Annotated in this window: 25 protein-coding genes and 1 riboswitch; of the genes, 15 read left to right on the forward strand and 10 right to left on the reverse strand. The window is 60.0% G+C overall.

The genetic code is table 11. The features are described 5' to 3' along the window. Positions 1-4: 4 nt before the first annotated feature. The 8 genes from phoR (at position 5) to AAHA41_RS02005 (ending at position 6,991) form a co-directional block, all read left to right on the forward strand. Positions 5-1,300, forward strand: a complete 1,296-nt coding sequence (gene phoR, locus AAHA41_RS01970) for a phosphate regulon sensor histidine kinase PhoR (protein WP_041208174.1) — start codon at positions 5-7, stop codon at positions 1,298-1,300. A 177-nt stretch (positions 1,301-1,477) separates the two neighbouring features. Beyond that, positions 1,478-2,452, forward strand: coding sequence for a phosphate ABC transporter substrate-binding protein PstS family protein (locus AAHA41_RS01975; protein WP_043849386.1), 975 nt, complete (start codon positions 1,478-1,480; stop codon positions 2,450-2,452). Between the two features lie 180 nt (positions 2,453-2,632). Further along, positions 2,633-3,439, forward strand: a complete 807-nt coding sequence (locus AAHA41_RS01980; protein WP_042032971.1) for a M48 family metallopeptidase — start codon at positions 2,633-2,635, stop codon at positions 3,437-3,439. Continuing rightward, entirely contained in the window at positions 3,427-3,933 is a 507-nt protein-coding gene (locus tag AAHA41_RS01985; RefSeq protein ID WP_156852297.1) for a GNAT family N-acetyltransferase, read from the forward strand. Before AAHA41_RS01980 ends, AAHA41_RS01985 begins: the two co-directional genes overlap by 13 nt. Positions 3,934-4,036: 103 nt before the next feature. After that, positions 4,037-4,939 (forward strand): ROK family protein, encoded by a 903-nt coding sequence (locus AAHA41_RS01990; RefSeq protein WP_323069658.1) that lies wholly within the window; start codon positions 4,037-4,039, stop codon positions 4,937-4,939. A gap of 41 nt (positions 4,940-4,980) precedes the next feature. Continuing rightward, positions 4,981-5,703: a copper homeostasis protein CutC gene (locus AAHA41_RS01995; protein ID WP_323069660.1), complete on the forward strand. Its 723-nt coding sequence runs from the start codon at positions 4,981-4,983 to the stop codon at positions 5,701-5,703. 171 nt (positions 5,704-5,874) lie between these two features. Beyond that, complete coding sequence (locus tag AAHA41_RS02000; protein ID WP_033115749.1) at positions 5,875-6,486, forward strand: FKBP-type peptidyl-prolyl cis-trans isomerase; 612 nt, start codon at positions 5,875-5,877, stop codon at positions 6,484-6,486. 190 nt (positions 6,487-6,676) lie between these two features. Beyond that, complete coding sequence (locus tag AAHA41_RS02005) at positions 6,677-6,991, forward strand: DUF2845 domain-containing protein (RefSeq protein ID WP_323069661.1); 315 nt, start codon at positions 6,677-6,679, stop codon at positions 6,989-6,991. Between the two features lie 53 nt (positions 6,992-7,044). On the opposite strand, the gene AAHA41_RS02010 is transcribed toward AAHA41_RS02005, so the two are convergent. Beyond that, positions 7,045-7,263, reverse strand: a complete 219-nt coding sequence (locus AAHA41_RS02010) for a DUF1107 family protein (protein WP_033115747.1) — start codon at positions 7,261-7,263, stop codon at positions 7,045-7,047. Positions 7,264-7,460: 197 nt separating this feature from the next. Here AAHA41_RS02010 and yfcD point away from each other — a divergent pair, with 197 nt between their 5' ends. After that, positions 7,461-7,943, forward strand: coding sequence for an NUDIX hydrolase YfcD (gene yfcD, locus AAHA41_RS02015; protein WP_236764988.1), 483 nt, complete (start codon positions 7,461-7,463; stop codon positions 7,941-7,943). A 54-nt stretch (positions 7,944-7,997) separates the two neighbouring features. On the opposite strand, the gene AAHA41_RS02020 is transcribed toward yfcD, so the two are convergent. After that, positions 7,998-8,924, reverse strand: coding sequence for a phenylacetate--CoA ligase (locus tag AAHA41_RS02020; protein WP_201911843.1), 927 nt, complete (start codon positions 8,922-8,924; stop codon positions 7,998-8,000). Positions 8,925-9,066: 142 nt separating this feature from the next. On the opposite strand from AAHA41_RS02020, the gene AAHA41_RS02025 reads away from it, so the two are divergent. Together AAHA41_RS02025 and AAHA41_RS02030 are read left to right on the forward strand one after the other, a co-directional pair. Then, positions 9,067-9,540, forward strand: a complete 474-nt coding sequence (locus AAHA41_RS02025; protein ID WP_323069662.1) for a redoxin family protein — start codon at positions 9,067-9,069, stop codon at positions 9,538-9,540. A 125-nt stretch (positions 9,541-9,665) separates the two neighbouring features. After that, the gene (locus AAHA41_RS02030; protein ID WP_182927461.1) at positions 9,666-10,634 is read left to right on the forward strand and encodes a calcium/sodium antiporter; all 969 of its coding nucleotides are present in this window, start codon (positions 9,666-9,668) and stop codon (positions 10,632-10,634) included. A gap of 70 nt (positions 10,635-10,704) precedes the next feature. Here AAHA41_RS02030 and AAHA41_RS02035 read toward each other — a convergent pair whose 3' ends face one another. After that, positions 10,705-11,856, reverse strand: coding sequence for a type III PLP-dependent enzyme (locus AAHA41_RS02035; RefSeq protein ID WP_185227522.1), 1,152 nt, complete (start codon positions 11,854-11,856; stop codon positions 10,705-10,707). 507 nt (positions 11,857-12,363) lie between these two features. Beyond that, positions 12,364-12,474: riboswitch (glycine riboswitch) on the forward strand. A 106-nt stretch (positions 12,475-12,580) separates the two neighbouring features. On the opposite strand from AAHA41_RS02035, the gene AAHA41_RS02040 reads away from it, so the two are divergent. Next, complete coding sequence (locus tag AAHA41_RS02040) at positions 12,581-13,957, forward strand: sodium:alanine symporter family protein (RefSeq protein ID WP_323069663.1); 1,377 nt, start codon at positions 12,581-12,583, stop codon at positions 13,955-13,957. 78 nt (positions 13,958-14,035) lie between these two features. Here AAHA41_RS02040 and AAHA41_RS02045 read toward each other — a convergent pair whose 3' ends face one another. Continuing rightward, positions 14,036-15,433 carry a nucleobase:cation symporter-2 family protein gene (locus AAHA41_RS02045; protein ID WP_323069664.1) on the reverse strand — a complete coding sequence of 466 codons (1,398 nt, stop codon included), beginning with the start codon at positions 15,431-15,433 and terminating at the stop codon, positions 14,036-14,038. A gap of 247 nt (positions 15,434-15,680) precedes the next feature. On the opposite strand from AAHA41_RS02045, the gene AAHA41_RS02050 reads away from it, so the two are divergent. Beyond that, positions 15,681-16,802 (forward strand): GGDEF domain-containing protein, encoded by a 1,122-nt coding sequence (locus tag AAHA41_RS02050; RefSeq protein ID WP_041208190.1) that lies wholly within the window; start codon positions 15,681-15,683, stop codon positions 16,800-16,802. 33 nt (positions 16,803-16,835) lie between these two features. Here the strand turns inward: AAHA41_RS02050 and AAHA41_RS02055 are convergent, their stop codons facing one another. Together AAHA41_RS02055 and AAHA41_RS02060 are read right to left on the reverse strand one after the other, a co-directional pair. Next, the gene (locus AAHA41_RS02055; protein WP_033115738.1) at positions 16,836-17,084 is read right to left on the reverse strand and encodes a YciN family protein; all 249 of its coding nucleotides are present in this window, start codon (positions 17,082-17,084) and stop codon (positions 16,836-16,838) included. A gap of 138 nt (positions 17,085-17,222) precedes the next feature. Next, positions 17,223-18,602, reverse strand: a complete 1,380-nt coding sequence (locus tag AAHA41_RS02060) for an MATE family efflux transporter (RefSeq protein ID WP_104015403.1) — start codon at positions 18,600-18,602, stop codon at positions 17,223-17,225. A 120-nt stretch (positions 18,603-18,722) separates the two neighbouring features. Here AAHA41_RS02060 and AAHA41_RS02065 point away from each other — a divergent pair, with 120 nt between their 5' ends. Next, on the forward strand, positions 18,723-19,580 hold the full coding sequence (locus AAHA41_RS02065) for a helix-turn-helix transcriptional regulator (RefSeq protein WP_323069665.1): 858 nt from the start codon (positions 18,723-18,725) through the stop codon (positions 19,578-19,580). A 69-nt stretch (positions 19,581-19,649) separates the two neighbouring features. Further along, positions 19,650-21,344 (forward strand): NAD-dependent malic enzyme, encoded by a 1,695-nt coding sequence (locus tag AAHA41_RS02070; protein ID WP_323069666.1) that lies wholly within the window; start codon positions 19,650-19,652, stop codon positions 21,342-21,344. A 68-nt stretch (positions 21,345-21,412) separates the two neighbouring features. Here the strand turns inward: AAHA41_RS02070 and AAHA41_RS02075 are convergent, their stop codons facing one another. The 4 genes from AAHA41_RS02075 to AAHA41_RS02090 form a co-directional block, all read right to left on the reverse strand. Then, complete coding sequence (locus AAHA41_RS02075; RefSeq protein WP_323069668.1) at positions 21,413-22,234, reverse strand: alpha/beta hydrolase; 822 nt, start codon at positions 22,232-22,234, stop codon at positions 21,413-21,415. Between the two features lie 174 nt (positions 22,235-22,408). Continuing rightward, on the reverse strand, positions 22,409-23,407 hold the full coding sequence (locus AAHA41_RS02080; RefSeq protein WP_043849401.1) for a porin OmpA: 999 nt from the start codon (positions 23,405-23,407) through the stop codon (positions 22,409-22,411). 338 nt (positions 23,408-23,745) lie between these two features. Next, entirely contained in the window at positions 23,746-24,774 is a 1,029-nt protein-coding gene (locus tag AAHA41_RS02085; protein WP_156852288.1) for an OmpA family protein, read from the reverse strand. 303 nt (positions 24,775-25,077) lie between these two features. Then, a complete protein-coding gene (locus AAHA41_RS02090) occupies positions 25,078-25,674 on the reverse strand; it encodes a hypothetical protein (protein WP_323069669.1) in 597 nt (198 codons plus the stop codon). Between the last annotated feature and the right edge of the window lie 180 nt (positions 25,675-25,854).

The raw sequence follows: 25,854 nt of genomic DNA on the forward strand, positions 1-25,854 counted from the left end.
TGTTATGTTGCAACCCTACGCCTGGCGGCGACAGTTGTGGCGAATGGCATTTTTTTACGCGCCCTTCGCATTGGTTGGCTGGCTGATTGATCACCTCTCGCTCACTCTGCTGGTCGCTGCGTTGCTCCATCTTGGCTGGCACTACCGCTTCCAGAAGCGGCTGTCGGACTGGCTGTGGCACGATCGCAGCCTGGTTCCTCCCAACGGCAAAGGTAGTTGGGAGCACATCTTCAACGGCATTTACAAGTTGCAGCAGCGCCACCGCGCCCGGCGCCGCGAGCTGGCGGGCCTGATCCGCCGCTTTCGGGAAGGGGCCGAGGCATTGCCTGACGCGGCCGTAGTATTGCGCGATGATGGCAGCATCCTCTGGTGCAACCGGTTGGCCGAGCAGCTGCTCGGTTTTCGCTGGCCGGAAGATGCCGGCCAGCATATCGGCAACCTGATCCGCAATCCGGCTTTTACCGCCTATCTGGCTAAACAGGCTTTTGACGAGCCATTGGAGATGCACTCCCCGGTCAACGAGGAGAAGTTTCTCGAGTTTCGCATCATGCCCTACGCCTCCGATCAGGCGATGCTGGTTGTGCGCGATGTCACCCGCTTGCGCAGTCTGGAGAAGACCCGCAAACACTTTGTCTCCAACGTCTCCCACGAGCTGCGCACGCCACTCACGGTGCTCAAGGGCTATCTGGAGATGACCGAGGAGCCGCCGCCGCCCGCCATGTGGGCCAAGGCGCATCGGGTGATGATGGAGCAGACCATCCGGATGGACAATCTGGTCAATCAGCTGCTCACCCTGTCACGCATCGAGGCGGCTCCGAGCGTGGATCTCTCCCATCTGGTGGACATGCCCGCCATGCTGGGGCTGCTGGAGCAGGAGGCGCGGGCGCTCTCGGGCGAGCGGGCCCATCAGATCGAATTTGTGGTGCAGCCCAATCTCTTGGTGCGCGGCGATCAGGAGCAGCTGCGCAGCGCCGTCTCCAATCTGGTCTACAACGCCATTCACTACACGCCGCCGGGGCGCAAGGTGACGGTGGAGTGGCGCAAGCAGGGAGCTATGGCGCTGTTTGCCGTGAGCGATGAAGGGGAGGGGATCCCGCCCGAGCATCTGGCACGGCTCACCGAGCGTTTTTATCGGGTGGACAAGGCGCGCTCGCGCCACACCGGTGGCTCCGGCCTCGGCCTTGCCATCGTCAAGCATGCCTTGAGTCACCACGACTGCCAGCTCGATATCGAGAGCCGGGTCGGCTTTGGCAGCCGTTTCAGCTTTCTCATCCCCGGCCGGATGGTGGTGATAAAATAGTCTTTTATGACAAGGTGTTAGATATAGGGGAAGGGCTGCGTTGGCAGCCCTTTGCCTTTTGGACAAAAGCGCCGCCATGTCATTAAAGTGTCACATTAAATCCATAAATTTGTCACTGCCAGGTCAGATACTGGCGCCGTTTTAAGAACGGACCTTCTGTAACTTTGGAGAGATTGGATGAAACTCAACAAACTGGCTGGTGTAATCGGATTCACCGCAGCAACCCTTTTTTCTGCCAGCACCCTGGCCTATGGTGTCGATAAAAACCTGCCGGAATACACCCCGACCAGCGGCATCTCGGGCAACCTGTCCTCTGTCGGCTCGGATACCCTGGCCAACATGATGACCCTGTGGGCTGAAGAATTTAAGCGCATGTATCCCAACGTCAACGTGCAGATCCAGGCTGCCGGCTCCTCTACTGCGCCGACCGCCCTGACCGAGGGTGTTGCCCAGTTTGGCCCGATGAGCCGCGCCATGAAGGCCGGTGAAGAGGAAGCATTCGAGAAGCGCTACGGCTACAAGCCGACTGCCATCCGCGTCGCAGTCGATGCCCTGGCCGTGTTCGTCAACAAGGACAACCCCATCAAGGGGCTGACCATGCCGCAGATCGACGCCATCTTCTCCAGCACCCTCAAGTGCGGTGAAGCCAAGGCGGCCACCAAGTGGTCTGATCTGGGTCTGACCGGTAACTGGTCCGGCAAGGATCTGCAACTGTTTGGTCGCAACTCCGTATCCGGTACTTACGGTTACTTCAAGGAGCACGCCCTGTGTAACGGCGACTTCAAGAGCGGTGTGAACGAGCAGCCGGGTTCTGCCTCCGTGGTACAGTCCGTCTCTGCCTCCCTGAACGGCATCGGTTACTCCGGCATCGGCTACGTCACCTCCGGCGTGCGTGCGGTTCCGCTCTCCAAGGATGGCAAGACCTTTATCGAAGCGAACGCTGACAACGCCATCACCGGCAAGTATCCGCTCTCCCGCTTCCTGTACGTTTACGTAAACAAGCACCCGAACAAGCCGCTCTCCCCGATGGAGCAAGAGTTCGTCAAGATGATGCTCTCCAAAGCAGGCCAGAACATCGTTGCCAAAGATGGCTACGTGCCGGTACCGGCCAAGGTTGTACAGGCTGACCTGAAAAAGCTGGGTATTATGTAACTGCCTGCAGTCAGCATGCCTGATAAAACGAGCCCCAAGCGGGCTCGTTTTGTTTTTGGCGGCTGTCAGTTTTGTTAATAGCGCAGGATGGATATTTTTCCGCCAGCCGGGGGCTGGCTCCCTTGCGTAGCAGGGCGGCATTTCCGAGAATAGGGCAACGTTATGGCAAAGGACCCCTTCATGATTGCGTCTCTCTCCAAGTTTGGCCTGGTAGCCCTCTGCAGTTCCCTGTTGGTCGCTTGTGCCCAGTCGCCGACCGGCCGCAGCCAGATGCTGCTCTACTCTCCCCAGCAGATGAACCAGCTGGGTGCCGACTCGTTTGCCCAGATGAAGCAGCAGGAGAAGGTGAGCACGGATGCCAAAATGAACGCCTATGTCTCCTGCGTCGCCAAGGCGGTCGCAGCCCAGGTGCCCGCCAGCTACGGCATCACCAACTGGGAAGTTGTGGTGTTTGACTCCAAGCAGGTCAACGCCTTTGCGCTGCCCGGCGGCAAGATCGGGGTCTACAGCGGCCTGCTCAAGGTGGCCAAGAATCAGGATCAGCTGGCGACCGTTATCGGTCACGAGCTGACCCACGTGCTGGCCCAGCACTCCAACGAGCGCCTCTCCCGCAGCCAGCTGGCCGGTATTGGTATGGCTGCTGCCGATGTTGCCCTCGGCAGCAGCGAGTACCGCGGCGCCACCATGGCGGCGCTTGGCCTTGGCATGCAGGTGGGGGTGATGCTCCCCTATGGCCGTACCCAGGAGAGCGAAGCGGACCGGCTGGGGCTGGAGCTGATGGCGCGTGCCGGTTTCAACCCGGCTGAGGCTATTCCGCTGTGGCAAAACATGAGCGCAGCCTCCGGTGGCAACAATCCGCCCCAGCTGCTCTCCACCCACCCGAGCAACGAGAGTCGGATTGCCGAGTTGCAGGCGCAGCAGGCTGAAGTTGAGCCGCTCTATCAACAGGCTCGCGCGTCGGGTCTGGTGCCCCAATGCAAGGCATAAGCCTGCGCATGGCGCGGCCCGAGGATGCTGCCGCCATGACGGTGATGCAGCGAGCCAGCTGGCTCGCTGCCTATGGTCAGGTGCTGGGCCCGGATCTGCTGGAGCAGCTGGCGGTGACCTCCCATCTGCAGATCTGGCAGCAGCGGCTGGCTGACACTGGGCCAAGGCCCATGCTGCTCTGTCTCGACGACGTCGTTATCGGGTTGCTCTACTGGCAACCGGTGCAGGAGGGGGATGAGACCATCGCCTGGATCCGCGCCTTCTATCTTCACCCCGATCACTGGCGGCAGGGCTATGGCAAGCGGTTGTGGCAGGCGGTGGCGATGCAGATGCGCCGAAGCCGCTGCTCCTGCGTCAAGTTGTGGCTGCTCGATGGCAATCACATCGGCGAGGGCTTCTACCTGCGCCGCGGTTTCATGTTTGATGGTCAGGAGCGCACCCTGATGAGCCTTGGCCACCCCTGTCTGCAGCGGGAAATGTCCCGTTTGCTCTGATCTCTCTCCCGTTTTTCGCCCCCGGTCACTTTATTTTTTTAGCGAATTAATACAATGTCACCCGAAACAGATGGGATGAAAACTCGCTGACAGGGAGTGCGGCATGTATTACGGCTTTGATATCGGTGGTACCAAGATTGCGTTTGCTGTCTACGACGGCGCCCTGAACCTTTGCCATGAAGAGCGCATGAGTACGCCCGGCGATGACTATCAGGGGCTGTTGCAGCTGGTTCGCTCCCGGGTCGAGCAGGCCGATACCCGCTTTGGTGTCAAAGGGGCGGTCGGTATCGGTTTTCCCGGCATTCTAAATCGTCACGACCAGAGCATAGTGGCTGCGAACCTCCCATCCATCAATGGTCGCCATCTGGGGGATGATCTGGCCGAGCTGCTGGCGCGGCCGGTCAAGGTGGACAACGATGCCAACTGCTTCCTCTGGTCGGAAGTGCACAAGGGGGCAGCCGATGGGGCTGGCAGTGCGCTTGGTATGACCATTGGCACCGGCATAGGTGGTGCTATCTATCTGGCAGGTACCCTGATCCAGGGGCGTAACTGGCTGGCTGGCGAAATCGGCCACTATCCGCTGCCGGCCACCATCCTGATGAAGTATCCCGACTTGCCACGCCCGCGCTGCGGCTGTGGCCGTCTGGTCTGTTTTGAGACCTATGGATCCGGTACCGGCCTTGAGCGCCTCTACTACCATTTTCACGGCCACCGGGCCACCGGCCATCAGATTGTGGCGCGCTTCGAGGCTCATGAGCCCCATGCCGTTGCCACCATCGACTGCTGGCTGGAGATCCTGGCGGCCGGACTTGCTACCGCCATTTCGGTGATGGATCCCGAGGTGGTGGTGCTGGGGGGCGGCCTGAGCGGCCTGCCAGCCCTTTACGAACAGTTGCCGCTGCGCCTGCCGGGCCATCTGCTGCCCGGGGTGGCAGTGCCCGAAATCCGCGAAGCCCGTTTTGGCGGTGCTGGTGGAGTGCGGGGCGCAGCCTTGCTCAATCTATGAGATCAGATGCAGGTCTGATCTCCCCGATAAAAGGAGTCCTCATGACCTCACTTGAAATCTGCATCGACAATCTGGAATCCCTCTTCACCGCCCAGGAGGCTGGCGCCGATCGCATCGAGCTCTGCTCTGCGCTGGGGCTTGGGGGGCTGACCCCCTCCTATGGTTTTATGCAGTTGGCCGCTCGTCACGCCACCGTCCCTGTCTATGCCATGATCCGGCCGCGCGCCGGAGATTTTTGTTTCAACGACGGTGAGTTCGAGATGATGCTGCAAGATATCGCGGCGGCCCGCTCTGCCGGTCTGCAAGGGGTCGTGGTCGGTCTGCTGGATGAGGAGGGGCGGGTCCCCGCCGCCAAACTTCAACAGTTGGTTGATGCCGCCGGACCATTGGGAGTCACCTTCCACCGCGCCATCGATCTCTCTTCTGACTGGCGGCTCGATCTGGAGATCATTGTCGCTGCCGGCTGCGAGCGCATTCTCAGCTCCGGTCATGCTCCGACCGCGCTGGCCGGACTGGAAAATCTGCAGGCGATGCAACAGGCGCTGGCGGGGCGAGCCAGCCTGATGCCGGGGGCGGGGGTCAATGCCGATAACGTGCGCACCATCATCGAGTTTACCGGGGTGAGCGAAGTGCATATGTCCGGTATGGGCTGGCGCGGCGGCATGGTGCCTCATGGCGTCAATATGGGCACCTCGGATGATGGCCGGGTCAATATCACAGATGGCACCAAGGTCGCGGCAGTTCGCGCCCTGCTGGAGCGATAACCTTTCGGACAAAACGGACAAAAGAGGGGCGCCACTTGCTGGCGCCCCTCTTTTTGCTTGTGTGAACTCTCTCCCACGCTCGGGGAAATCAGGTGCGAGGTCGGCAGCACCTCGCGAAAAAGTCTGATATCATCCCGTCTCTTTTATCATCTGGACCCGGAGCACATCTCAATGTCCCAATACGACTCTATCGAACAGAAAGCCAGTTATGGCATCGGCCGCAACATGGGTGATCAGCTGGCGCAGCAAGCCTTCGCCGGTCTGGATATCCCGGCTCTGCAGCAAGGTCTGGCAGATGCCCTGAACGGTCTGGAGTTCGCGGTCAGCCGTGACGATATCAACGATGCCTTCCAGGTCATCACCGCTCGCATGCAGGAAGAGCAGGAAGCGGTTGCCAAAGCCGCTGCTGCTGCTGGCGAAGCTTTCCTGGCCGACAACGCCAAGCGTGACGAAGTGACTGTGACCGATTCCGGCCTGCAGTACGAAGTGCTGGTAGAGGGCAATGGCGCCGTGCCGGTAGCGGGTCAGTCCGTACGCGTGCACTACCACGGTACTTTCACCCACGGTGGCGTATTCGACAGCTCCGTTGCGCGCGGTCAGCCGGCCGAGTTCCCGGTGACCGGCGTTATCGCTGGCTGGGTTGAAGCGCTGCAACTGATGCCGGTTGGCTCCAAGTGGAAGCTCTACATCCCGCACGATCTGGCCTACGGTGCCCGTGGTGCCGGTTCCATCCCGCCCTACTCCGCGCTGGTATTTGAAGTCGAGCTGCTGGATATCCTGTAATCCTGCTGGCTTGAAACATACGGCGACCCTCGGGTCGCCGTATGTTTTTGGGGGCCCCTCAATAGACACCGGTTGTCGCGGTCAGATTAAATCGGGGAGTGTGCCAGCCAGCTTTTTCGACTCTTGATTGATTTTTTCACTCTGGCTGCAGGCATACTGCAAACCGTCAGATCAAATCGAGGAACCCCGGATGAACAGATACATGAACAATGCCGTGCTGACCGCCTTGCTGCTGCTCAGCATTCCGGCTAGTGCCGACGCCATGCGCTGCAAGAATGCGCTCATTACCGAAGGGGACAGCACTGCCGAGATGCTGCTCAAGTGCGGCGAGCCGATGTTGCGGGAAGATATTACCCGTAATGAGGAGAATCAGTACGGCAACTTGGTCGAGGTCAAATATGGCGAACGCTGGACCTACAACTTCGGCAAGAACGAGTTCATGCGCTTTGTCACCGTGCGCAACGGCAAGGTAATCGACATCGAAAATGGCCCGCGCGGCGAGTAGCCGGCGGGCGAAAGGCATGGATGCACAACAGACAGAAGGGCAAGTCCCTTGACTCACATGTCCGGCAAGGGGTCGCGGTGACCAAGTTGTCTGACCGCCAGATTGATCTGGCGGGCCAGCCTCAGTCGCTGTCGACAGGTCAGGCCGTGAAGGCTGATCCTGCCGGCGTTGAATTCAAATGTCCCCAATGCCTCGATGGCAAAGTAACCTCGGTGAAAGCTCTTGATGTAGCGAGCGATCTGGCGTGGGGATAACTGCTTGAACACCTTCATCACAACAAACCCTGATTGAACCGAACGGGGGAGATAATGGGACTCGTATATGACATGCTGATGACGGTTTTGTACGCGTTCAATTAATCCGGTCATGGTCACGCGCGACTATGTGGCCATAAAAAAGTTGTGCGGTGCAGCGGCCCAGCCCCGATATACTGCGAGCACTTTGACTGGATGAGCAAAAGGGCCTGCGCGTGGAATGGGTTGATGTAGTGGATGCGGATAACCGGGTGATTGGCGTGGCCGAGCGAGCCAGGGTGCGGCGCGAGAATCTCTGCCACCGGGCCAGTTACATTCTGGTACTCGACGAGGCGAACCGCATCCTGGTGCAGCGGCGCACCCTCAGCAAGGATTTTTGCCCCGGTATGCTGGATGCCTGCGCCGGCGGCGTGGTCACTACCGGGGAGGAGATGGAACCCTCGGCGCGGCGCGAACTGGCCGAGGAGCTGGGGATCCGCGATGTGCCGCTCGAGGCATTCGGTGACTTCTATGCCGAAGGGGAGGGGTATCGGGTTTGGGGCGGTCTCTTCAGCTGCCGTTATCAGGGGCCGCTGCAACTGCAGGCCGAAGAGGTGAGCGAGGTGCAGTGGATGAGCCTGGCCGAGATAGCGGCCCGCGCCGCCGAATTTACCCCCGACTCCCTGCTGGCCATCGCCACCTGGCAGGCGCGGCGTTAAGAGCGCCGCCACAAAAAACGGGCAGCCTTTGGGCTGCCCGTTTTTGTTGTGTGGCTAGACAAGTTTGAGCAGACGGTTGGTGCGCCCGCAACGGCTGGGTCTGGCCAGCCAGTAGCCCTGCCAGTCGGTGGCCAAGCGTAGCAGCGGATACTCCAGATCGAGCCTGGTCACCACCAGTTGTCCCGGATCTTCCCCCGTCACCGGCTTGCCGCTGGCCGGGTCGATGATTTCGACGATGCAGCTCTCGTTGACGATAAAGCCCTGACCGGGACGACTCTCGTAGGCCACCACCCCGACATCCTGCCACACCAGACAGTTGAAGGCGGCAATGCCGTGGATAGCTTCGAGCGGTGCTGTCTCGGGGTGGGTCACCTCGCACAGCAGGGCGTGGCGCAGACACTCGGTGGGGGTCTCGGCCAGCTCGGCGGCCTCCAGCAGATCGAGCAGGGTGACCAGCGGGCCGACGAAACCTGTGGGTTGATAGCGCCGCAGTGCTTCGAGCTGGCGCTGGGTGTCGTCGGGGCCGCAGGGCACCACGGGGCAGCCAAGCTGGCGCGCCCCGTTGTCAAAGATGAAGGCGGTGGGGCCGGCGTGATAGTCGTGGCAGTTGAGCAGCACCTCTCCTGCCTTGAAGCCGGCGGCAAAGAGCGCCCGTGCAGCCCCCCACCAGTCGGCCCCGGCATATTCGGGAATGGCCAGCTGCCCGGGGCAGGAGAAGACCCGCAACGCCTGACTGGCTGGCCGACCGGTGAGTCCGGCAAAGGGGGGATAGGCTTGCTGGGCGGCAAAGAGATCCGTGCTGTCGAGCAGCGGCAGGGAGGCGAGCTGCTCCAGATCGTCGAGACGGCAGTGGCGATAGGCGCTGGAGTAGCCGGAGCAATACTGGCTGACATGGGCGAGTTGATGATTGAGCTGATCCAGCTGCTGTTGTGCGCGCAGGGCTGGGGGACGAATTTCCAGCCCGTCGTAATGGTTATGCATGAAGGCCTCCTGAGTCGGCAGATCCTGCTCAAGGTTAGTTCAAATGGTCCCGGCAGAGAGGGGCCTGTGTCACATGGCAGGTGTGAGGTAGACTGGGGCTCTTTTCATCCACAGATCCCCCCTCAACTAAAGGACGAGCACGATGATCGCGATTGGTCAGACCCTGCCTGCGGGCGAATTCACCTTCATCACCACCGAGGGAAAGCAGCAGCGAGATACCCAAAGCCTGTTTGGCGGCAAGCGGGTGGTGCTGTTTGCGGTGCCCGGCGCCTTTACCCCCACCTGCTCCAACGCCCATCTGCCGGGTTACGTGGTGCTGGCCGACCAGTTCATGGCCAAAGGGGTGGATGCCATCTGTTGTCTGTCGGTCAACGACGCCTTCGTGATGAAGGCGTGGCAGGATGCCCAGAACGCCGGGGCTATCACCATGCTGGCCGATGGCGATGGCAGCTGGACCCGGGCGCTGGGACTTGCAAAAGAGACCGGTGCCTTTGGCGGCGTGCGTGCCCAGCGCTTTGCGTTGATCGCCAACGATGGCGTGGTGGAGCAGCTGTTTGTGGAGGAGCCCGGCAAGTTCGAGGTCTCCGATGCGGCGAGTCTGCTGAGCAGACTGTAGCGATTAATCGTTGTTTGATTTCCCCTTGAATTGACAGGCGGCGCCGTTACACTGGGCGCCACTTTCCAATGGCGCCAGCAGCTTTTGCTGGCGCTCCTGTTTACTGGCGATGGGATAGAGACTGTATGACCCTGGCTTTTGTTGCCCTGATTGCCGGACTGGCGCTGCTGGTCTGGAGTGCTGACAAGTTTGTGGACGGGGCGGCGGCAACCGCCCGTTATGCCGGCATGCCGCCGCTGCTGATCGGCATGGTGATCATCGGTTTCGGCACTTCGGCCCCCGAGATGGTGGTGTCGGCGCTGGCCGCTTCGCAGGGTAATCCCGGGTTGGCCCTTGGCAACGCATATGGCTCCAACATCACCAATATTGCGCTGATCCTAGGTCTGACGGCGCTTATCAGCCCCATCGCGGTCGCCTCTCAGGTGGTGCGCAAGGAGATCCCGATCCTGCTCGGCATTACCCTGCTCTCCGGTGCCCTGCTGCTGGATGGCCATCTTGGCCGGATGGATGCCGCCATTCTGGGTGTCGTCTTTGTTGGCCTGATGGGCTGGTCCATCTGGGCTGGCATGAATGGCAAGGGAGATGCGCTGGATGTAGAGACCGAAGAGGATATCGCCAGTGAGGGGATGTCACTCAAGAGCGCCATCTTCTGGCTGGTGGTTGGGCTGGTGTTGCTGATCGGCGCTTCCCGCCTGCTGGTGTGGGGGGCGGTGACCATCGCTCAGGCGCTTGGTATCAGCGATCTGGTGATTGGCCTCACCATCGTCGCTATCGGTACTTCGCTGCCGGAGCTGGCCTCTTCGCTTATCGCCATTCGCAAGAACGAGCACGATCTGGCCCTTGGCAACGTGCTCGGCTCCAACCTGTTCAACACCCTGGCTGTGGTGGGGATTGCGTCCGGTATTCACCCGCTCGATGTGGCGCCGGAAGTGCTCTCTCGCGACTGGAGCATCATGATGGGGCTGACCCTGCTGCTGCTGGTGATGTGTCTGGGCCGCAAGGGGCAGGGCCGCATCAACCGGCTGGAGGGGGGCGTGCTGCTCATCTGCTTCGTCGCCTACACCGGCTGGTTGCTGGGCAGCCAGTTTGTCTAGCCATATCGGGCAAGATGCAACGAAAGAGGGGAAGCCATGGCTTCCCCTCTTTGCATTCTGTTGGCGGCGTTTAAGCGACAGCCACCAGTTTCTGGCCCTTCTGGCTGCTGTCCAGAATGAGGATGCTCGCCTTGGGGAAGAAGTTGAAGGTGGAGGCGGAGGCCCATGTATAGGCGCCCATCACCTTGCCCACTACCAGCTCGCCAAGCTCGAGGTCCGGCAGCATGATGCCCTCGCGGATCACATCCACGCTGTCGCAGGTGGGGCCGGAGAGTACCGAGTTGTGCAGCTCGCCGCTGGCATAGGGCGTACTCACCGGATAGGTAACGTGGTCGTAGAGCTGGCCGTTGTAGCTGCCATAGAGGCCGTCATCCAGGTAGTACCAGATCTTGTCGCCGCGGTGGGCCTTGCCCATCACGCTGGCGACCGAGGTCATGGCCGGTGCGCTGATAAAGCGGCCCGGTTCGGCAATTTTCTGTACGGTGGCCGGCAGCTTGGCCAGCGCCTCGCGGATCGGGGCGCAGAAGCCGTCGATATCGAACTCGCCACCTTCATAATCGACCGGGAAGCCGCCGCCGATATCCAGCACCCAGGGCTTGAGGCCGAGCGCCCAGGCCTGCTCCATGATCTCGCGGCAGGCGTCGATGGCCTGCACATGGCGACGGGCGTGAGGCACCTGCGAGCCGACGTGGAACGACAGCCCCATCACCTTGATCCCTTTGGCGTGGGCCAGCTGCAGCAGTGGCAGCGCCTGCTCAGGAGTGCAGCCGAACTTCTTGGAGAGATCGACCTTGGTCTCGGGGTTGGGGAAGCTGACTCGCAGCAGCAGTTTCACTTCGTCCTTGTAGGGAATGAACTTCTCCAGCTCCAGCGGGTTGTCATAGACAAACACGGTGCAGCCGAACTCCAGCGCATAACGGATATCGCTGTCGCGCTTGATGGGATGGGTATGAATGCAGCGTCCCGGGCGAACCCCCTGACTGCGCACCAGATCCACTTCGCCATTGGTGGCCAGATCGAAACAGGCCCCCTCTTCCTTCAAGACAGAGACCACCGCCTCATGGGGCAGGGGTTTGAGTGCATAGTGCAATCGTACATCGGGCAGGGCAGCGGCCAGCGCCCGATACTGTTTGCGGACGGCTGCCTTGTCGAGCAGCAGCAGGGGAGAGCCGAATTGTTCAACCAGCTGACGGTAATCTTGTGCTACCAGGGTCTCGTTCATTCTCTTTTGGTCATCCTTAGGGGGCGTGATATGCCCAAGCCATATGCGATTGAACCGGCGACGGCCGGGTCAGGCGAGCGGTCCGGTGGGACCAACCGAACACAGTGCATAAATTGATGGCAAAGTGCTTGGTTATGCGTCGGATTATCTGCTTATTGACTCTGTGTGCAAGCTATTTGATTGGATATGTTGGCAAGTTTTTCTGGCCGAAACGATTGAGAGGATTGCTATCAATTCAGCTACTTTCCTTATCGAACCGTTTCGCTGCTGTTCGGGCTTAACTTATTGATAGTTAACTAACATTTAACATCATGGCGAGGGTTTGAGCGCAGGGCAAAAAAGTGCGACGGCGGGGTTTCAAGTGCGAGACAGCTCACATTTTTTGGATTAACATGCCCTCTTCCTAATCCAAATTAGTTCGGATGAAGGTAGCAGGAGAGCGATGGGCAACCATCCACCGAAGAAGTGAATCTTTCAGGTACCGGGCAACCGGTGTGGACTGCTACTGGACGATACTCTGGAGAGACCCGTTTAATCGGGCGCCGAAGGAGCAAGGCACCATGATTGCATCGCAATCTGGCGCCGGAAACTCTCAGGCAAAAGGACAGAGGGGATGGGATGGTTGTACCTGGGCTTGGCCCGCATCCGATCGCCTTTGGGGATCGCGACACCTATGGGAAGATCATCCTTCTCCTCCTTAATTTTTGTTTCTTAAGGAGGATGCATGTCATCAATTCAATCGGCGTTAACCGCCATCGATAGCTTTATCTGGGGGCCACCCCTGCTGATCCTGCTGGTCGGGACCGGTATCTACCTCACTTTGCGTCTGGGTCTGCTTCAGGTGGTGCGCTTGCCGCTCGCTCTGCGGCTGGTCTTTGGTCGCGATCAGGGCGAAGGCAAGCAGGGGGATGTCTCCAGCTTCGGCGCCCTCTGTACCGCGCTTTCGGCAACGATCGGCACCGGCAACATCGTCGGGGTCGCCACCGCCATCAAGCTCGGCGGCCCCGGTGCCCTGTTCTGGATGTGGATGGCGGCGCTGTTCGGCATGGCCACCAAGTACGCCGAGTGTCTGCTGGCGGTCAAGTATCGCGAGCAGGACGCCAACGGCCAGATGGCGGGCGGCCCCATGTACTATCTGGAGAAGGGGCTCGGCTCCAGGCCGCTCGCCAAGCTGTTTGCCCTGTTCGGCATCGGCGTCGCCTTCTTCGGCATCGGCACCTTCCCGCAGGTTAACGCCATCAGTGATGCCATGAGCCTCTCCTTCTCGGTACCCCGTGAAGCGACTGCCGTGGTGCTGACCCTGATCGTGGCGCTGGTGACCCTGGGGGGCATCCAGTCCATCTCCAGCGTGTCGAGCAAGGTGGTCCCATTCATGGCCATCTTCTACATCGTCGCCTGTCTGGGTGTGCTGGTGAACAATGCCAGTGCCCTGCCGGAGGCGATCGCGCTGGTGATCGGGAGTGCCTTCACCGGCCATGCGGCGACCGGCGGCTTCGTCGGTGCCAGCATCATGCTGGCAATCCAGTCCGGGGTGGCGCGCGGGGTCTTCTCCAACGAGTCGGGACTGGGCTCAGCGCCTATCGCGGCAGCGGCGGCCAAGACCGATTCGTGCGTGGAGCAGGGGCTGGTCTCCATGACCGGCACCTTCATCGACACCATCATCATCTGCACCATGACCGGTCTGACGCTGGTGGTGACCGGGGTGTGGAGTGGCGATGTGAGCGGCGCGGCCATGACCAGTCTGGCCTTTGCCCAGGGGCTGGATGCTCATGTCGGCCAGTATCTGGTGAGCATTGGCCTGCTGTTCTTCGCCTTTACCACCATCCTTGGCTGGAACTACTACGGCGAGCGCTGCACCGAGTACCTGTTCGGGGTGAAGGCGATCAAGCCCTACCGCCTCATCTATCTGGTGCTGGTGGCGAGTGGTGCCTTCCTCCATCTGGATATGATTTGGCTGCTGGCCGACATCGTCAACGGCCTGATGGCAGTGCCCAACCTCATCGGCCTGATCGGTCTGCGCCATGTGGTGATTGCCGAGACCCGCGCCTACTTTAGCCGCGAACAGGATGGCGAAGCAGAGCCGGAACCTCAGACCGCCTGATCCCGCAACAATCCATCCAAACGAAAAAAGCCACGACCCGGGTCGTGGCTTTTTTATTGCGCTCTGTTCGTCGCGGGATCAGAGAGGCTGTTTGCTGCGCTTGGGCAGCAGCAGGTTCATCACGATGGCGGTGATGCCGCCGGTGGCGACGCCGTAGGAGAGCACGCTTCTGGCCAGCTCCGGCAGGTGTTGCAGCACTTCCGGTACCTGCGCGACCCCGAGGCCCATGGCCAGCGACACCGCCAGGATCATCAGAGCGCGGCGATCCAGCTCCTCGCGGGAGATGATGCGTACACCAGCGGCGGCAATGGTGCCGAACATGACGATGGTGGCGCCGCCCAGCACAGGTTCGGGGATCTGCTGTACCAGACTGGCCACCGCCGGGAACAGGCCGAGCAGAGCCAGCATCGCAGCGATAAAGAGGCCGACATGACGGCTGGCGACGCCGGTCAGCTGAATCACGCCGTTGTTCTGGGCGAAGGTGGACATGGGGAAGGTGGAGAAGAGGGCTGCCAGCATGGAGTTGGCACCATCGGCCAGCACACCGCCCTTGATCCGCTCCATATAGACAGGCCCTTCCAGCGGCTCGCCGGAGATGTCCGAGGTGGCGGTCATGTCACCGATCGCCTCGAGCGCCGTCACCACGAAGATGATGGCGAGCGGTACGAACAGCTGCCAGTCAAAGCCGAGGCCGTAGTGGAGCGGAATGGGCACCATCACCAGCGGGCCATCGAAGGTGGGGGCGCTCACTTTGCCCAGCAGCAGTGCTACTGCATAACCTGCCAGCATGGCGATCATGATAGCGGAGAGGCGCAACCAGGGGTTGCGGCTGCGCTGCAGCAACACGATAAGGCCGAGCACCAGCAGGGAGAGGAAGAGGTTGGTGTGGCTGGCGAAGCTGCCGTCTGCCAGCGCGCCGTAGCCGCCGCCCATGCTGATGAGCCCCACCTTGATGAGGGTCAGGCCGATGAGCAGCACGACGATGCCGGTCACCAGCGGGGTGATGATCCTTTTGACCAGATGGAGGAAGCGGCTCATCACCACTATGGTGAGGGCGGCCGCCAGCATGGTGCCGAACAGGGTGCCCAGCAGATCGTCGGTGGGCATGGCCGCCAGCTTGAGGGCGAGACCGGAGGCAATGATGGGGCCGAGAAAGTTGAAGCTGGTGCCCTGTACCGAGAGCAGGCCGGAACCGATGGGGCCGAAACGGCGGGTCTGGATGAAGGAGGCGATGCCGGACATGACCAGCGACATGGAGACGATATAGCGAGTGTCGGCGGCAGGGAGGCCGAGGGCATTGGCGATGATGAGAGGAGGAGTGATGATGGCGACAAACATGGCGAGCATATGCTGTAGGGCGGCGAACAGGGTCTGGGGTAGAGGCGGGACATCCTCTATTCCATAGACCAGTTCGCTATGGGCTCGCCTGGGTGGATGTGCCTCTCGATTGGCGCGTGTGACTGCTGCCTGTTCCATATGTACCTCGACTGTGTGGGGGGAGGGGGAAAAATTGGGCGCTATTGTAGTGATCGAGAGGGGGATGACCAGCGTTAATGAAGAGAAAAAAGGTTTATTTTTCTGTGTATTGAAACGTTTGCGCGGTGTCGTTATCATCTGTCGGTTTGTGTGATCGTCCTCTCCTTTTTATTCCCCTCGCTAATGACATTTTTACCACTTTGTAGGTGTAGAATGAGCCCTCGGTAATTAATCGTGGAGACTCTGGATGCTTAAGTTGTCAGAGTTCTGGAGTGCGAGGGTTCACTCCGAAGACTTTACCCGTACCCGTATGGGTTTTATGACGGTGCGGTTGCGCCTGCTGACCTGTCTGCTGATGGTTGGGTTGCCGGCCTGGGCCGTGGTGGACTGGATTACTCTGCCTGCCCCCCATTTCGAGCAGCTGTTTCAGGCCCGCATCTTCTGCACTCTGGCACTCTCTCCGCTGATCCCCCTCTCTTACCTCATTCACTTTCGTCGCGAGCGGATGAAGCTGGCCCTCGGCTATCTGATGATGGTGATGATGATCTTCTCCCTCTTCTGCCTGCACAGTTTTGGCAGCGAGCAGGAGCTGCAGGCCGGTTATGCCGTCTTCCCCTATCTGCTCATCACCCTGTTTGCCATCTTTCCCATCCCGCTCTCCCTTGGGCTACAGCTGGCTGGCGTGGTGCTGGTGACCATGCTGCTGGGGTACTGGCTGCTGGTGGGGCAGAGCCTCTGGAGCCAGGCCACGCTGAACCAGATCTGGGTGCTCGGCATGTTTACCCTGGCCAGCTGCTGGGTGCAGTGCGGTCAGCTCAATATGCTGCTGCGGCTCTATCGGGAGTCCACCACCGACGAGCTGACCGGCATGATGAACCGCCGCCTGTTGATGAAGCAGCTGGAACAGGCGAGAGTCCGACTGCAGACCAAGAAGAAGCCCTTTGCGGTAATGCTGCTGGATCTCGATCGTTTCAAGCGGATCAACGATATCTACGGTCATCTGGCAGGGGATGCGGTGCTCAAGGAGGTGGCCACCACCCTGGGCGAGCAGCTGGAACCTGATATGGTGCTGGGGCGCTACGGCGGCGAGGAGTTTGCCATCCTGATGCACAACCACGCCGATCCGGTGCAGGCAATCAGAATGGCCGAGCGGCTGCGTATTGCAGTCGAGGCGCGGCTGGTAAAGAGTCCCACCTCGGACGAGTTGCTGGAGGTGACGGTGAGTATCGGGATTGCCATGGCTCGTGCCGACGACACCATCGATATTCTGATCAACCGTGCCGACGAGTGCCTCTATCAGGCCAAGATGGCGGGGCGCAACTGTGTGGTGGTCGAGGGTCAGAACAGTGGAAAAACAGATGCCGCCTGAGGGCGGCATCTTGCTGGCAAGGTGCTGACGAAATCAGCTCAGCTTGTACTTGCCGGAGAGTTGCTGGGCCAGCAGCTTGAACATGTTGAACACTGCCATGGTCTTGCCGGTCGGGGTGCCATCTTCGGCGAGGAAGAACTCCCCCTTGAACACCAGAATATCCCCCTTCTGCTCCACCGAGTCGGCGCGCATGCCGTGGATGAAATCTTCGTGTTCCTTGATGATCTTGTTGGCCATCTCCAGCAGGGCAGTCTCGGTGATCAGCTCTTTCTGTGGTTGCATGCTCGTCTCCTTAAACGACTACTGGGCAGGGGCATTGAGCCATTGCATGTGGCGGCGCCCTGCCTCTGATTGAAGAGGGGGCTAGCATACTGCAAACGGGGATTTTCTGTCATTGATATGACCCCGCTTTGTCGCGTTTTAGCCCATCACCAGATTCTTCAGCCAGCGGCGCTGGCGAATGCGGCGCTGCACCAGCACCATCTTGCTGATCTCCTCCAGCAGCACCACCGCTACCACCCAGGAGAGGGGCCAGCCGAGCAGAGAGACTGCCACCCACGCCAGCGGCAAGCCGATACACCACATGCCGACGATATCGATGAATATGGTGTAGTTGACGTCGCCACCCGAGCGCAGCACCCCGATGATCCCCACCATGTTGAACACCTTAAGCAGCATGCCAAAGCACATGATGCCGAGCACCTGACCCGCCTCGGCCATCAGTTCGGGAGGCAGGTTGCCGACCCACTGCAGCAGGTTGGTCTGCAATAGCCAGACGGCGATCCCCACCAGCAGGGCGCCGATGGGGGCGAGCAGCAGGAAGAGCTGGGAGTGCTGCCAGGCGACCTCGTACTCTTCGGCGCCAAGCCGGTGACCGAGCAGGGTGGAGCAGGCCACCGCCAGCCCGAAGAAGAGGGAGATGAGGATGCTCTCCAGCGTGCCCAGGGTCGTCATGATGGCCAGCGAGTCGGTGCCAAGATGGGCATAGAGAAAGCCGTAGAGCAGCATGCCGAACGCCCAGAGGCCGTCATGAAACAGCAGCGGCAGGGCGATCAGGGTAAAGCGTACCACCTCCTTGCGCCGAAATGCTGCCAGCCAGTCAGCCTTGCGCGGCACGAGGCGAGCCTCATTGCGCTGCACATAGATGAGCAGCAGCACCGTCTGCAGCAGCCGGGAAATGGTGGTGCCCCAAGCTGAGCCGGCTACGCCCATCGCCTCGAAGCCAAAGTGGCCGAAGATGAGGGCGTAGTTGAGGATGACGTTGGCAATGATGGCGATGATGCCGATCCGGGTGGGGGCGGCGGCATTGCCGACCGAGCGCAGCGCCGACTCCAGCGGCACCACCACGGCGGTGCAGAGGATGGTGGCGCCGGTGATCATCAGAAACTGGTCGGCCAGCGCGCGCAGCTCGGGATCCTGGCTGGCAAATCCGAGCACGTCGCCCGGTGCGAGCACATAGACAAGGGCAAACGGCAGCGCCACCAGCAGGGCACCAACCAGTGCCAGCGCCAGTGACCGGCGTACCCCGGCCATCTCGCCGCGGCCGTAATATTGTGCTGCCAACACCGAGACCCCGCCTGCGAGGCCCGCTGTCACCAGCAGATTGAAGAAGAAGACCCGGTTACCCAAGCCGACCGCCGCCACAGCCGTGGTGCCAAGCTGGCTCACCATCATGATGTCGATGAGACCAAGCAGGGAGAACATCATGGATTGCAGCGAAACCGGCAGGGCCAGCCGCCACAATCGGGTCATGAACTCGCGATCGGTGGTTTGTTTTAAAATCGCTTGCCAATAATTCATTAGTGTTAACCGGGTATGAGAAAAGCAAGGTTTGTCATGGGTATGATAGGGGGAGTGGTGAGCGGCTTCACTGTGAGTCTCTCTCGGGTTTATTGTGTGAAACTATCCTGTTGAGGTGTTATGCCCTTTGTCAGCGAGTGTCTGGAGATAGCGCCCTCCTGCGATGAGCGAATGCTGGGGCGCGAAGGGCTGCCGCTGCTCGGCGAGGCCGGTATCTTTCTGACCGGCCTCTCGACCATTCGGGAGCACTACCTCATTCGCCGCAATCGGCCCGAGTTTCACATTCTGATGGCGAGCCACAGTGAGGGGGGGGCGCTGCTTACCGACCGGGGCGAGCAGCCTGTCCCGAATGGTTCGCTCATCTTTTTGCCCGCCGCCGTGCCCGGTGGCCTCAAGCTGGTGGGGGAGCAGTGGCAGATGAGCTGGATTTTGCTCGATGACGTGCCGCGCTGGCAGCATTTTCACCGGCTCGGCCACCGAATCTGGCAGGGGGATGGCGGTGATCAGCTGCATCATCTGCTCAGCCTGATCCAGCTCGAAGGGGTTCGTTCCCCGCTTCAGCCCCAGTTGCTCACTCTGCTGCTGGCTCTGCTGGAGCGCACTCTGCAGGGAGAGGTGCGTGGCACACCGGAGCTGCGCTTGCAGGCGCTGTTTCGCCGGGTGGAGGCACGCCTCGACGAGCCCTGGAGTGTAGCCCAGCTCGCTGACCAGATGGCCTGCTCGGTGCCTCATCTGCACCGCCTCTGTCAGCAGCACTTTGGTATGGGGCCGATGGCAAGGGTGACCGAGCTCAGAATGAACAAGGCGCGTCAGCTGCTGCTTTACACCAACTGGCCGCTCAGCGAGCTGGCCGCCCGGGTCGGTTATAGTGATGGCGCCAACTTTGCCAACTCGTTTCGACGCCTGACTGGTCAGACCCCGGGGGCATTTCGTCGACTCGGTCGCAAACCTTTTGCAACGGATATGCAAACTCTTTGAAATTAATGACACAAGCCCCTAGGATCGGCGGGTTCCTGCGTCTAGCTAACCGTTTAGGTATCAAGATCCATGTTTGAAGATAATAACCAGAAACGTCCTCTCTACATTCCCTACGCCGGCCCCGCCCTGCTGGAGACCCCGCTGCTCAACAAGGGGAGCGCCTTCACCAGCGAAGAGCGCAGCAACTTCAACCTCGAGGGGCTGCTGCCCCAGAATATCGAGACCATCGAAGAGCAGGCCGAGCGTGCCTATCGCCAGTTCATGGCGTTTGGCAACGACATGGACAAGCACATCTATCTGCGCAACATCCAGGATACCAACGAGACACTGTTCTATCGGCTGCTGCACAACCACCTGACCGAGATGCTGCCCATCATCTACACCCCGACGGTGGGCAAGGCGTGCGAGGAGTTCTCCAACATCTATCGCCGCGCCCGTGGCCTCTTTATCTCCTATCCGGATAAAGACAGGATCGATGACATGCTGCAAAACGCCACCAAGCAGAACGTCAAGGTGATCGTGGTGACCGATGGCGAGCGGATCCTGGGTCTGGGTGACCAGGGTATCGGCGGCATGGGCATTCCCATCGGCAAGCTGTCGCTTTACACCGCTTGTGGCGGCATCTCGCCCGCCTACTGCCTGCCGGTGGTGCTGGATGTGGGCACCAACAACCAGCAGTTGCTGAACGACCCCTTCTACATGGGCTGGCGCAATCCGCGCATCTCCGGTGAAGAGTATGCCGAGTTCGTCGATGCCTTCATTCAGGCGGTCAAGCGCCGCTGGCCCGATATCCTGCTGCAGTTCGAGGACTTCGCCCAGAACAACGCCATGCCGCTGCTCAACCGCTACAAGAACGAGCTCTGCTGCTTCAACGACGACATTCAGGGTACCGCGGCGGTAACGCTGGGCAGCCTGATCGCCGCCTGCAAGGCCTCCGGCGCCAAGCTCTCCGAGAAGCGGGTCGCCTTCCTCGGCGCGGGCAGCGCAGGTTGCGGCATCGCCGAGCAGATCGTGGCGCAGATGAAGGCCGAAGGGCTGACCGATGCCCAGGCACGCAGCCGGGTCTTTATGGTGGACAGATTCGGTCTTATCACCGACAAGATCCCCAACCAGCTCGACTTCCAGCGCCGCCTCTCCCAGCCGGTGGAGCGCATCGCCGACTGGCCGGTGGGGGACAATATCTCCCTGCTGGAGGTAATGGAGCACGGTCGCCCGGACATTCTGATCGGGGTATCCGGTCAGCCGGGTCTGTTTACCGAAGAGGTGGTCAAGACCATGCACAAGCACTGTGCCCGTCCCATCATCTTCCCGCTCTCCAACCCCACCTCCCGGGTCGAGGCGACGCCGGCAGATCTCATCCGCTGGACCGATGGTCAGGCGCTGGTGGCCACCGGCAGCCCGTTTGCTCCGGTGGAGTACAAGGGCAAGCGCTACGTCATCGCCCAGTGCAACAACTCCTTCATCTTCCCGGGGATCGGCCTTGGCGTCATCGCCTCCGGCGCCACCCGGGTGACCGATGCGATGCTGATGTCGGCCAGCCGTGCGCTGGCGGAGTGCTCGCCGCTGGTGAAAGGGGAGGAGGGCTCCCTGCTGCCGGATCTGGCGGATATCCATCAGGTCTCCCGCTACATCGCCAAGATGGTGGCCAAGACCGCCATGCTGCAGGGCAAGGCGGTGCAGACCCCGGACGAGGTGATCGCTCAGGCCATCGAAGCGAACTTCTGGCATCCGGAGTATCGCCGCTACCGCCGTACCTCCTTCTGATACGCCTCAGCGCTAAATAGCCATAAAAACAAAGGGATGCCCAGGCATCCCTTTTTGCATCCGGTGAGTTATTGCGATAGTGAGCGCTCGAACTGAATGATTGCTTCCATGACCTCATCTGGTGCTTCATACCAAGGGAAATGGCCTGCGTTGGGGATGGTTACCTGTCGAACGTTATCCCCCTGATAGCGGGGATCCTGCCACTGCTGCTGAGCGACTACTCGATCATCACCACCGGAAATAATAAGCACCGGGATAGTCGCTGGCCACCAGCGGGCTTCGTACGTTTCATCAAAGTGGTCTGCCGACCAGCTCATGGCCGCAAGGTTGAAGGGGAGACTCGCCAGCATGGCCCGCCCCATGGCCAATGTGTGCGTCGAAAAGTTCCAGGGAGCACTTGCCATGACGAGCGCCCTGAGGGTCGCGATATTTGGTTCGCGGGAAAACGCGTGCGCGGCAGTCTCGCTCTCGGGCAAGGGGTGCTGTTCACACATGCTTGCAAAGTCGGCCTGCCAGCGAGCAGAGGGGGCTGAGCTTATCAACACCAGCCCAGCCAGCCGCGTAGCCAGTTCAGATACCGAGAGCAGATACATGCCACCGGTTGAATGACCAATGAAAACGGGGTTGGGAAGTGCATCGGCGGCTTCTATGAGTACATCCGGCCAGCGCTCGTACGCAGTCGTATGATCGATCATGTCGGTATTGCTGCCATCGCCGGGCAGATCAATTAGCCAGACTGTGCCGTTGACCGTCAGCTGCTCTGCCAGAATTTGCAGGCTTTCCGAGCCGAGGCCCGGACCACCTGGAAGCAGCAGCCAGTTGTATTTGCCTGCCGAGCGCGAGACGCATCTCATGCGAATGCGGGAGGGGGTATAACGCACGTCATGCATTGTGTATTTATCTATGACTTGAACCGGTCGGGAGTGCCGACTTTATGCTGGCAAGGCAACGACGGCAAGCTGGTTTGAGCGGTGTGGAAGCGAAGGATAAATAACAAGGGGGGATGCCCAGATATCCCCCCTTGATTCAGGTAATAGAGCGTTCGCTACGCAAACAGAACTTGGTTACTTGGTTACTTGCTGGACGCCGGTGACGCGCACTTCGACGCGGCGATCCGGGGCCAGGCAGGCGATCAGCTTGGCCTTGGCCTTGATGCCGTCGCACTGGGTGCCGGTAACCGGGTTAGCCTCGCCACGACCCTCGATGGAGACCTTGCCAGCCGGCAGACCCTTGCCCACTAGGAAGTCGGCCACGGTGCGGGCACGGGCTTCGGAGAGCTTCAGGTTGTAGGCATCGGAGCCGATGCGGTCGGTATAACCGACCACCACGGCGCTGCCATCTTTCGGCTGCACGTCGACGATCTGTTGATACAGGGTATTGAGCGCTGCGACACCTTCTGGCTTGAGGCTGGATTTGCCAAAGGCAAACAGCACGTCAGAGCTCAGGGCAAAGTTCTTGTCGACGACTACGGGCTCGGGAACGGGCTCGGGGGCCGGAGCGGCAACCGGTGCGACATAAGATGTCCGGTTGGGGTGCAGTACCAGCTCCAGGGTGGCGACGCTCATGTCGCTCTCCCAGGTTTTCTGCTCGTCACCCAGATTCCACAGGTAGCGGTAGCGAGCCTGCACATCGATGAGGTCGGAGAGCTTGGCTGTCAGCCCCAGGCCTGCCAGCGGCGCAGTGCCGTTGGCGTCGTTGCCGTTACCGTTGACGTGGTTGAAGTAGGCGCCACCTTCAGCGAATACGGAGAAGATATCGCCCAGCGGCAGGCGAGCGATACCGGATAAAGTGCCCCCCTGAGTCTTGAAGTCGGTACCGTCTACGCCAGCTTTGCCAGCGTAGAGATAGCCCAGCTCGGCGGCGAAGTTCTGGTTGAAGTTGTAGCCACCGAACAGGTTCAGCGCGGTGGCATCCTTGTCGGCATCTTTGCCGAAATCGTCGAGATTGTGGGCATAGGCCCAGCCTGCGCCCATACCGCCGTACCAGTCATCGGCGGCCTGTGCCGTGGTGGCTGCGGCGGCGAGCGCCAGTGCGATCAGAGTTGGTGCCATGTTGATTTTCATCGAATTATCCTCGTTGCATCAGCCCTTGCGGGCGTTCGAAACAGTCGTTCTTATTAGCTGCGAAAAATTCGCCAGCAAAGTGGATAGCGGATGGCTTCGGGACACTCATGAGTCATTGGCATCATGGACAACAGGCCGGAAGGGAAGCGTTATCTCGCGCTTATCCAATCCCTTACAGGCGCAACTACTGTATGCCTTTGACTCTGAGCAGGCAAGTTCACGGGAAAAGGTGACAGGATTGTCAGAAGCAGAACAGGGAAGTATGAAGCGGGGAAAAATGACAGGGGATAAACAAAAGGGGGAGCCTTGGCTCCCCCTTTCTGCACACAAGAGTCAGATTACTTCTGAACTTCTTGTACGCCAGATACGCGAACTTCTACGCGACGGTCCGGAGCCAGGCAGGAGATCAGCTGAGCTTTAGCTTTCACGCCGTTGCACTTGGTGCCGGTAACCGGGTTGGCTTCGCCACGACCTTCGATGGCAACTTTGCTGGCAGCCATACCTTTGCTGACCAGGAAGTTGGCAACGGTGCGGGCACGAGCTTCAGACAGCTTCTGGTTGTAAGCGTCGGAACCGATACGGTCGGTGTAACCAACAACAACAGCGTTGCCATCTTTCGGCTGGAACTCAACGATCTGCTGGTACAGAGCGTTCAGGGCAGCAACACCTTCCGGCTTCAGGCTGTCTTTGCCGAAGGCGAACAGGACGTCGGAGTTCAGAGCGAAGTTTTTCTCAACGATCTGCGGAGCAACCGGAGCCGGAGCTTCTTCAACAACCGGAGCCGGAGCCGGAGCTACGTAGGAAGAACGGAACGGGTGGTATACGGCTTCCAGGGTAGCAACGCTCTGGTTGGACTTGTAACGTACGTCGTCAGCCGGGTGCAGGTCAGCCACGTCCCACATGTAGCGGTAGCGAGCTTGCAGATCCAGAGCGTCGTTAACCTTGTAGGTCACGCCCAGGCCAGCCAGCGGGGATACTTTGGTGTCGCTAACGGTCAGACCGTCGGTGTGGGCCCAGTAGGCGCCGCCTTCAGCGAACAGGGAGAAGCCGTTGCCAACCGGCAGACGGGCGATACCGGACAGGGTGGCACCCTGGTTCTCGTAACGCTCACCTTCGGTGTTGCCACGACCAGCATACTGGTAGCCGAACTCGGTACCGAAGTTTTCGTTGAAGTTGTAGCCTGCGAATGCGTTTACAGCAGCAGCATCTTCAGTACCTTCGTAACCGCCACCGTTGATCTTGTTCAGACCGTTGAAGTGAGCAGCACCAACACCGGCACCGAAGTAGATGTCGTCAGCGGCGTGAGCAGCGGTGGCACCCAGAGCAGCCATGGTGATGGCAATCAGGGAAGGAGCCATTTTCATCATAAAAAAATCCTCGTTGAGATCGCACGTTATTCACATGCTTCGCACTATTGAATTTATGTAAGCTGCAGGCTCCGCCGTACTGCTGGCGTCGAGTCTGGCAGTGACCCGGTGTCGGGTCGCACACTCTCCTGGTGTGTCAGATGCGCTGGCAGGGCACGCTGAGCGTGAAAAACCGCAGCCAGGCAACGATGTCATTCCGATGACGAGGCGCACTCTATGCCGATTTTGAAACATGATCAAGCTCACAAATGAACCTGATGGCAAATTGTGTCGTGTCGATAACTGGCTGTTTATCCAGATTAATTAGTGATCCAGATAGGCCCTGTGCAGGCGCTTTTCGAGCTTCATATAGGCCTGAACCCAGTCTGGCTGCGGGTTGGCCGGATTCGCCCTGGCGGCAAAGACGGCGAGATAATCCTGCTCGGTCGCGTTTTGCAGCAGCGGAGTGAGGCTGGTCAGAAAATGGCGGGCCAGATAGGGATCCAGTGGCCAGATATTGAGGATGGCACGGGCGACCGGCTGGATGGCAGCCGGGCAGACAAAGTGCTGGTGGCCCGCTTCCAGCCATTTGGCCATGTCAGCCAATTCTGATTCCGGCACTACACCTTTATCTCCCGGCGTGACGGCCAGCATCATCTCCTGACCATTACCGGTGAGCAGCAGACCATTTTGCTGCAACACGCCGTCATGACTGCGCAGTTGAATAGTCGGTTCATCCTGCTCCAGAAAGAGTGAACATTTCTCTGACAGGGTTGTCAGAATGGTGCCGCTCTGATCGCTCAGTGAGGCGGGAAGCCAGAATGCTTCGGCGCGATATTGCGCTCCCTGGTGGAGCTGCAGTTGCAATTCTATGTCGCTGGAAACCGTGTGCAGGCGAGAGATAATGCCGGGAAACGCCATACTTATTCCTCTTAATGGGTAGCCGGCGGATTATACGGTTTATTGGGATGGCAACAATAAAGGTTTCTTTTCGAGACTGTTTACCTGAGGCGGCTGAGCGATTACCATCCCCCCTTGAAGGCAAGGGTTGTCGCCGAAAGGCGCTCATAAAGATAGAGGCTCGACCATAACGAGTCCGAA

The sequence above is a fragment of the Aeromonas sp. SER genome, assembly GCF_038739615.1.
Taxonomy (GTDB): domain Bacteria; phylum Pseudomonadota; class Gammaproteobacteria; order Enterobacterales; family Aeromonadaceae; genus Aeromonas; species Aeromonas jandaei.

What these genes read in the sequence shown, in the direction of transcription:
- AAHA41_RS01995 (WP_323069660.1), top strand. Translation starts at nt 4,981, where the DNA reads ATGACCTCACTTGAAATCTGCATCGACAATCTGGAATCCCTCTTCACC.
- AAHA41_RS02000 (WP_033115749.1), top strand. Translation starts at nt 5,875, where the DNA reads ATGTCCCAATACGACTCTATCGAACAGAAAGCCAGTTATGGCATCGGC.
- AAHA41_RS02055 (WP_033115738.1), bottom strand. Translation starts at nt 17,084, where the DNA reads ATGCAACCACAGAAAGAGCTGATCACCGAGACTGCCCTGCTGGAGATG.
- AAHA41_RS02070 (WP_323069666.1), top strand. Translation starts at nt 19,650, where the DNA reads ATGTTTGAAGATAATAACCAGAAACGTCCTCTCTACATTCCCTACGCC.
- AAHA41_RS02080 (WP_043849401.1), bottom strand. Translation starts at nt 23,407, where the DNA reads ATGAAAATCAACATGGCACCAACTCTGATCGCACTGGCGCTCGCCGCC.
- AAHA41_RS02065 (WP_323069665.1), top strand. Translation starts at nt 18,723, where the DNA reads ATGCCCTTTGTCAGCGAGTGTCTGGAGATAGCGCCCTCCTGCGATGAG.
- AAHA41_RS02040 (WP_323069663.1), top strand. Translation starts at nt 12,581, where the DNA reads ATGTCATCAATTCAATCGGCGTTAACCGCCATCGATAGCTTTATCTGG.
- phoR (WP_041208174.1), top strand. Translation starts at nt 5, where the DNA reads ATGTTGCAACCCTACGCCTGGCGGCGACAGTTGTGGCGAATGGCATTT.
- AAHA41_RS02030 (WP_182927461.1), top strand. Translation starts at nt 9,666, where the DNA reads ATGACCCTGGCTTTTGTTGCCCTGATTGCCGGACTGGCGCTGCTGGTC.
- AAHA41_RS02005 (WP_323069661.1), top strand. Translation starts at nt 6,677, where the DNA reads ATGAACAGATACATGAACAATGCCGTGCTGACCGCCTTGCTGCTGCTC.
- AAHA41_RS01975 (WP_043849386.1), top strand. Translation starts at nt 1,478, where the DNA reads ATGAAACTCAACAAACTGGCTGGTGTAATCGGATTCACCGCAGCAACC.
- AAHA41_RS02075 (WP_323069668.1), bottom strand. Translation starts at nt 22,234, where the DNA reads ATGCATGACGTGCGTTATACCCCCTCCCGCATTCGCATGAGATGCGTC.
- AAHA41_RS01990 (WP_323069658.1), top strand. Translation starts at nt 4,037, where the DNA reads ATGTATTACGGCTTTGATATCGGTGGTACCAAGATTGCGTTTGCTGTC.
- AAHA41_RS01985 (WP_156852297.1), top strand. Translation starts at nt 3,427, where the DNA reads ATGCAAGGCATAAGCCTGCGCATGGCGCGGCCCGAGGATGCTGCCGCC.
- AAHA41_RS02025 (WP_323069662.1), top strand. Translation starts at nt 9,067, where the DNA reads ATGATCGCGATTGGTCAGACCCTGCCTGCGGGCGAATTCACCTTCATC.
- AAHA41_RS02090 (WP_323069669.1), bottom strand. Translation starts at nt 25,674, where the DNA reads ATGGCGTTTCCCGGCATTATCTCTCGCCTGCACACGGTTTCCAGCGAC.
- AAHA41_RS02010 (WP_033115747.1), bottom strand. Translation starts at nt 7,263, where the DNA reads ATGAAGGTGTTCAAGCAGTTATCCCCACGCCAGATCGCTCGCTACATC.
- AAHA41_RS02045 (WP_323069664.1), bottom strand. Translation starts at nt 15,433, where the DNA reads ATGGAACAGGCAGCAGTCACACGCGCCAATCGAGAGGCACATCCACCC.
- AAHA41_RS02050 (WP_041208190.1), top strand. Translation starts at nt 15,681, where the DNA reads ATGCTTAAGTTGTCAGAGTTCTGGAGTGCGAGGGTTCACTCCGAAGAC.
- AAHA41_RS02035 (WP_185227522.1), bottom strand. Translation starts at nt 11,856, where the DNA reads ATGAACGAGACCCTGGTAGCACAAGATTACCGTCAGCTGGTTGAACAA.
- AAHA41_RS02085 (WP_156852288.1), bottom strand. Translation starts at nt 24,774, where the DNA reads ATGATGAAAATGGCTCCTTCCCTGATTGCCATCACCATGGCTGCTCTG.
- AAHA41_RS01980 (WP_042032971.1), top strand. Translation starts at nt 2,633, where the DNA reads ATGATTGCGTCTCTCTCCAAGTTTGGCCTGGTAGCCCTCTGCAGTTCC.
- AAHA41_RS02020 (WP_201911843.1), bottom strand. Translation starts at nt 8,924, where the DNA reads ATGCATAACCATTACGACGGGCTGGAAATTCGTCCCCCAGCCCTGCGC.
- AAHA41_RS02060 (WP_104015403.1), bottom strand. Translation starts at nt 18,602, where the DNA reads ATGAATTATTGGCAAGCGATTTTAAAACAAACCACCGATCGCGAGTTC.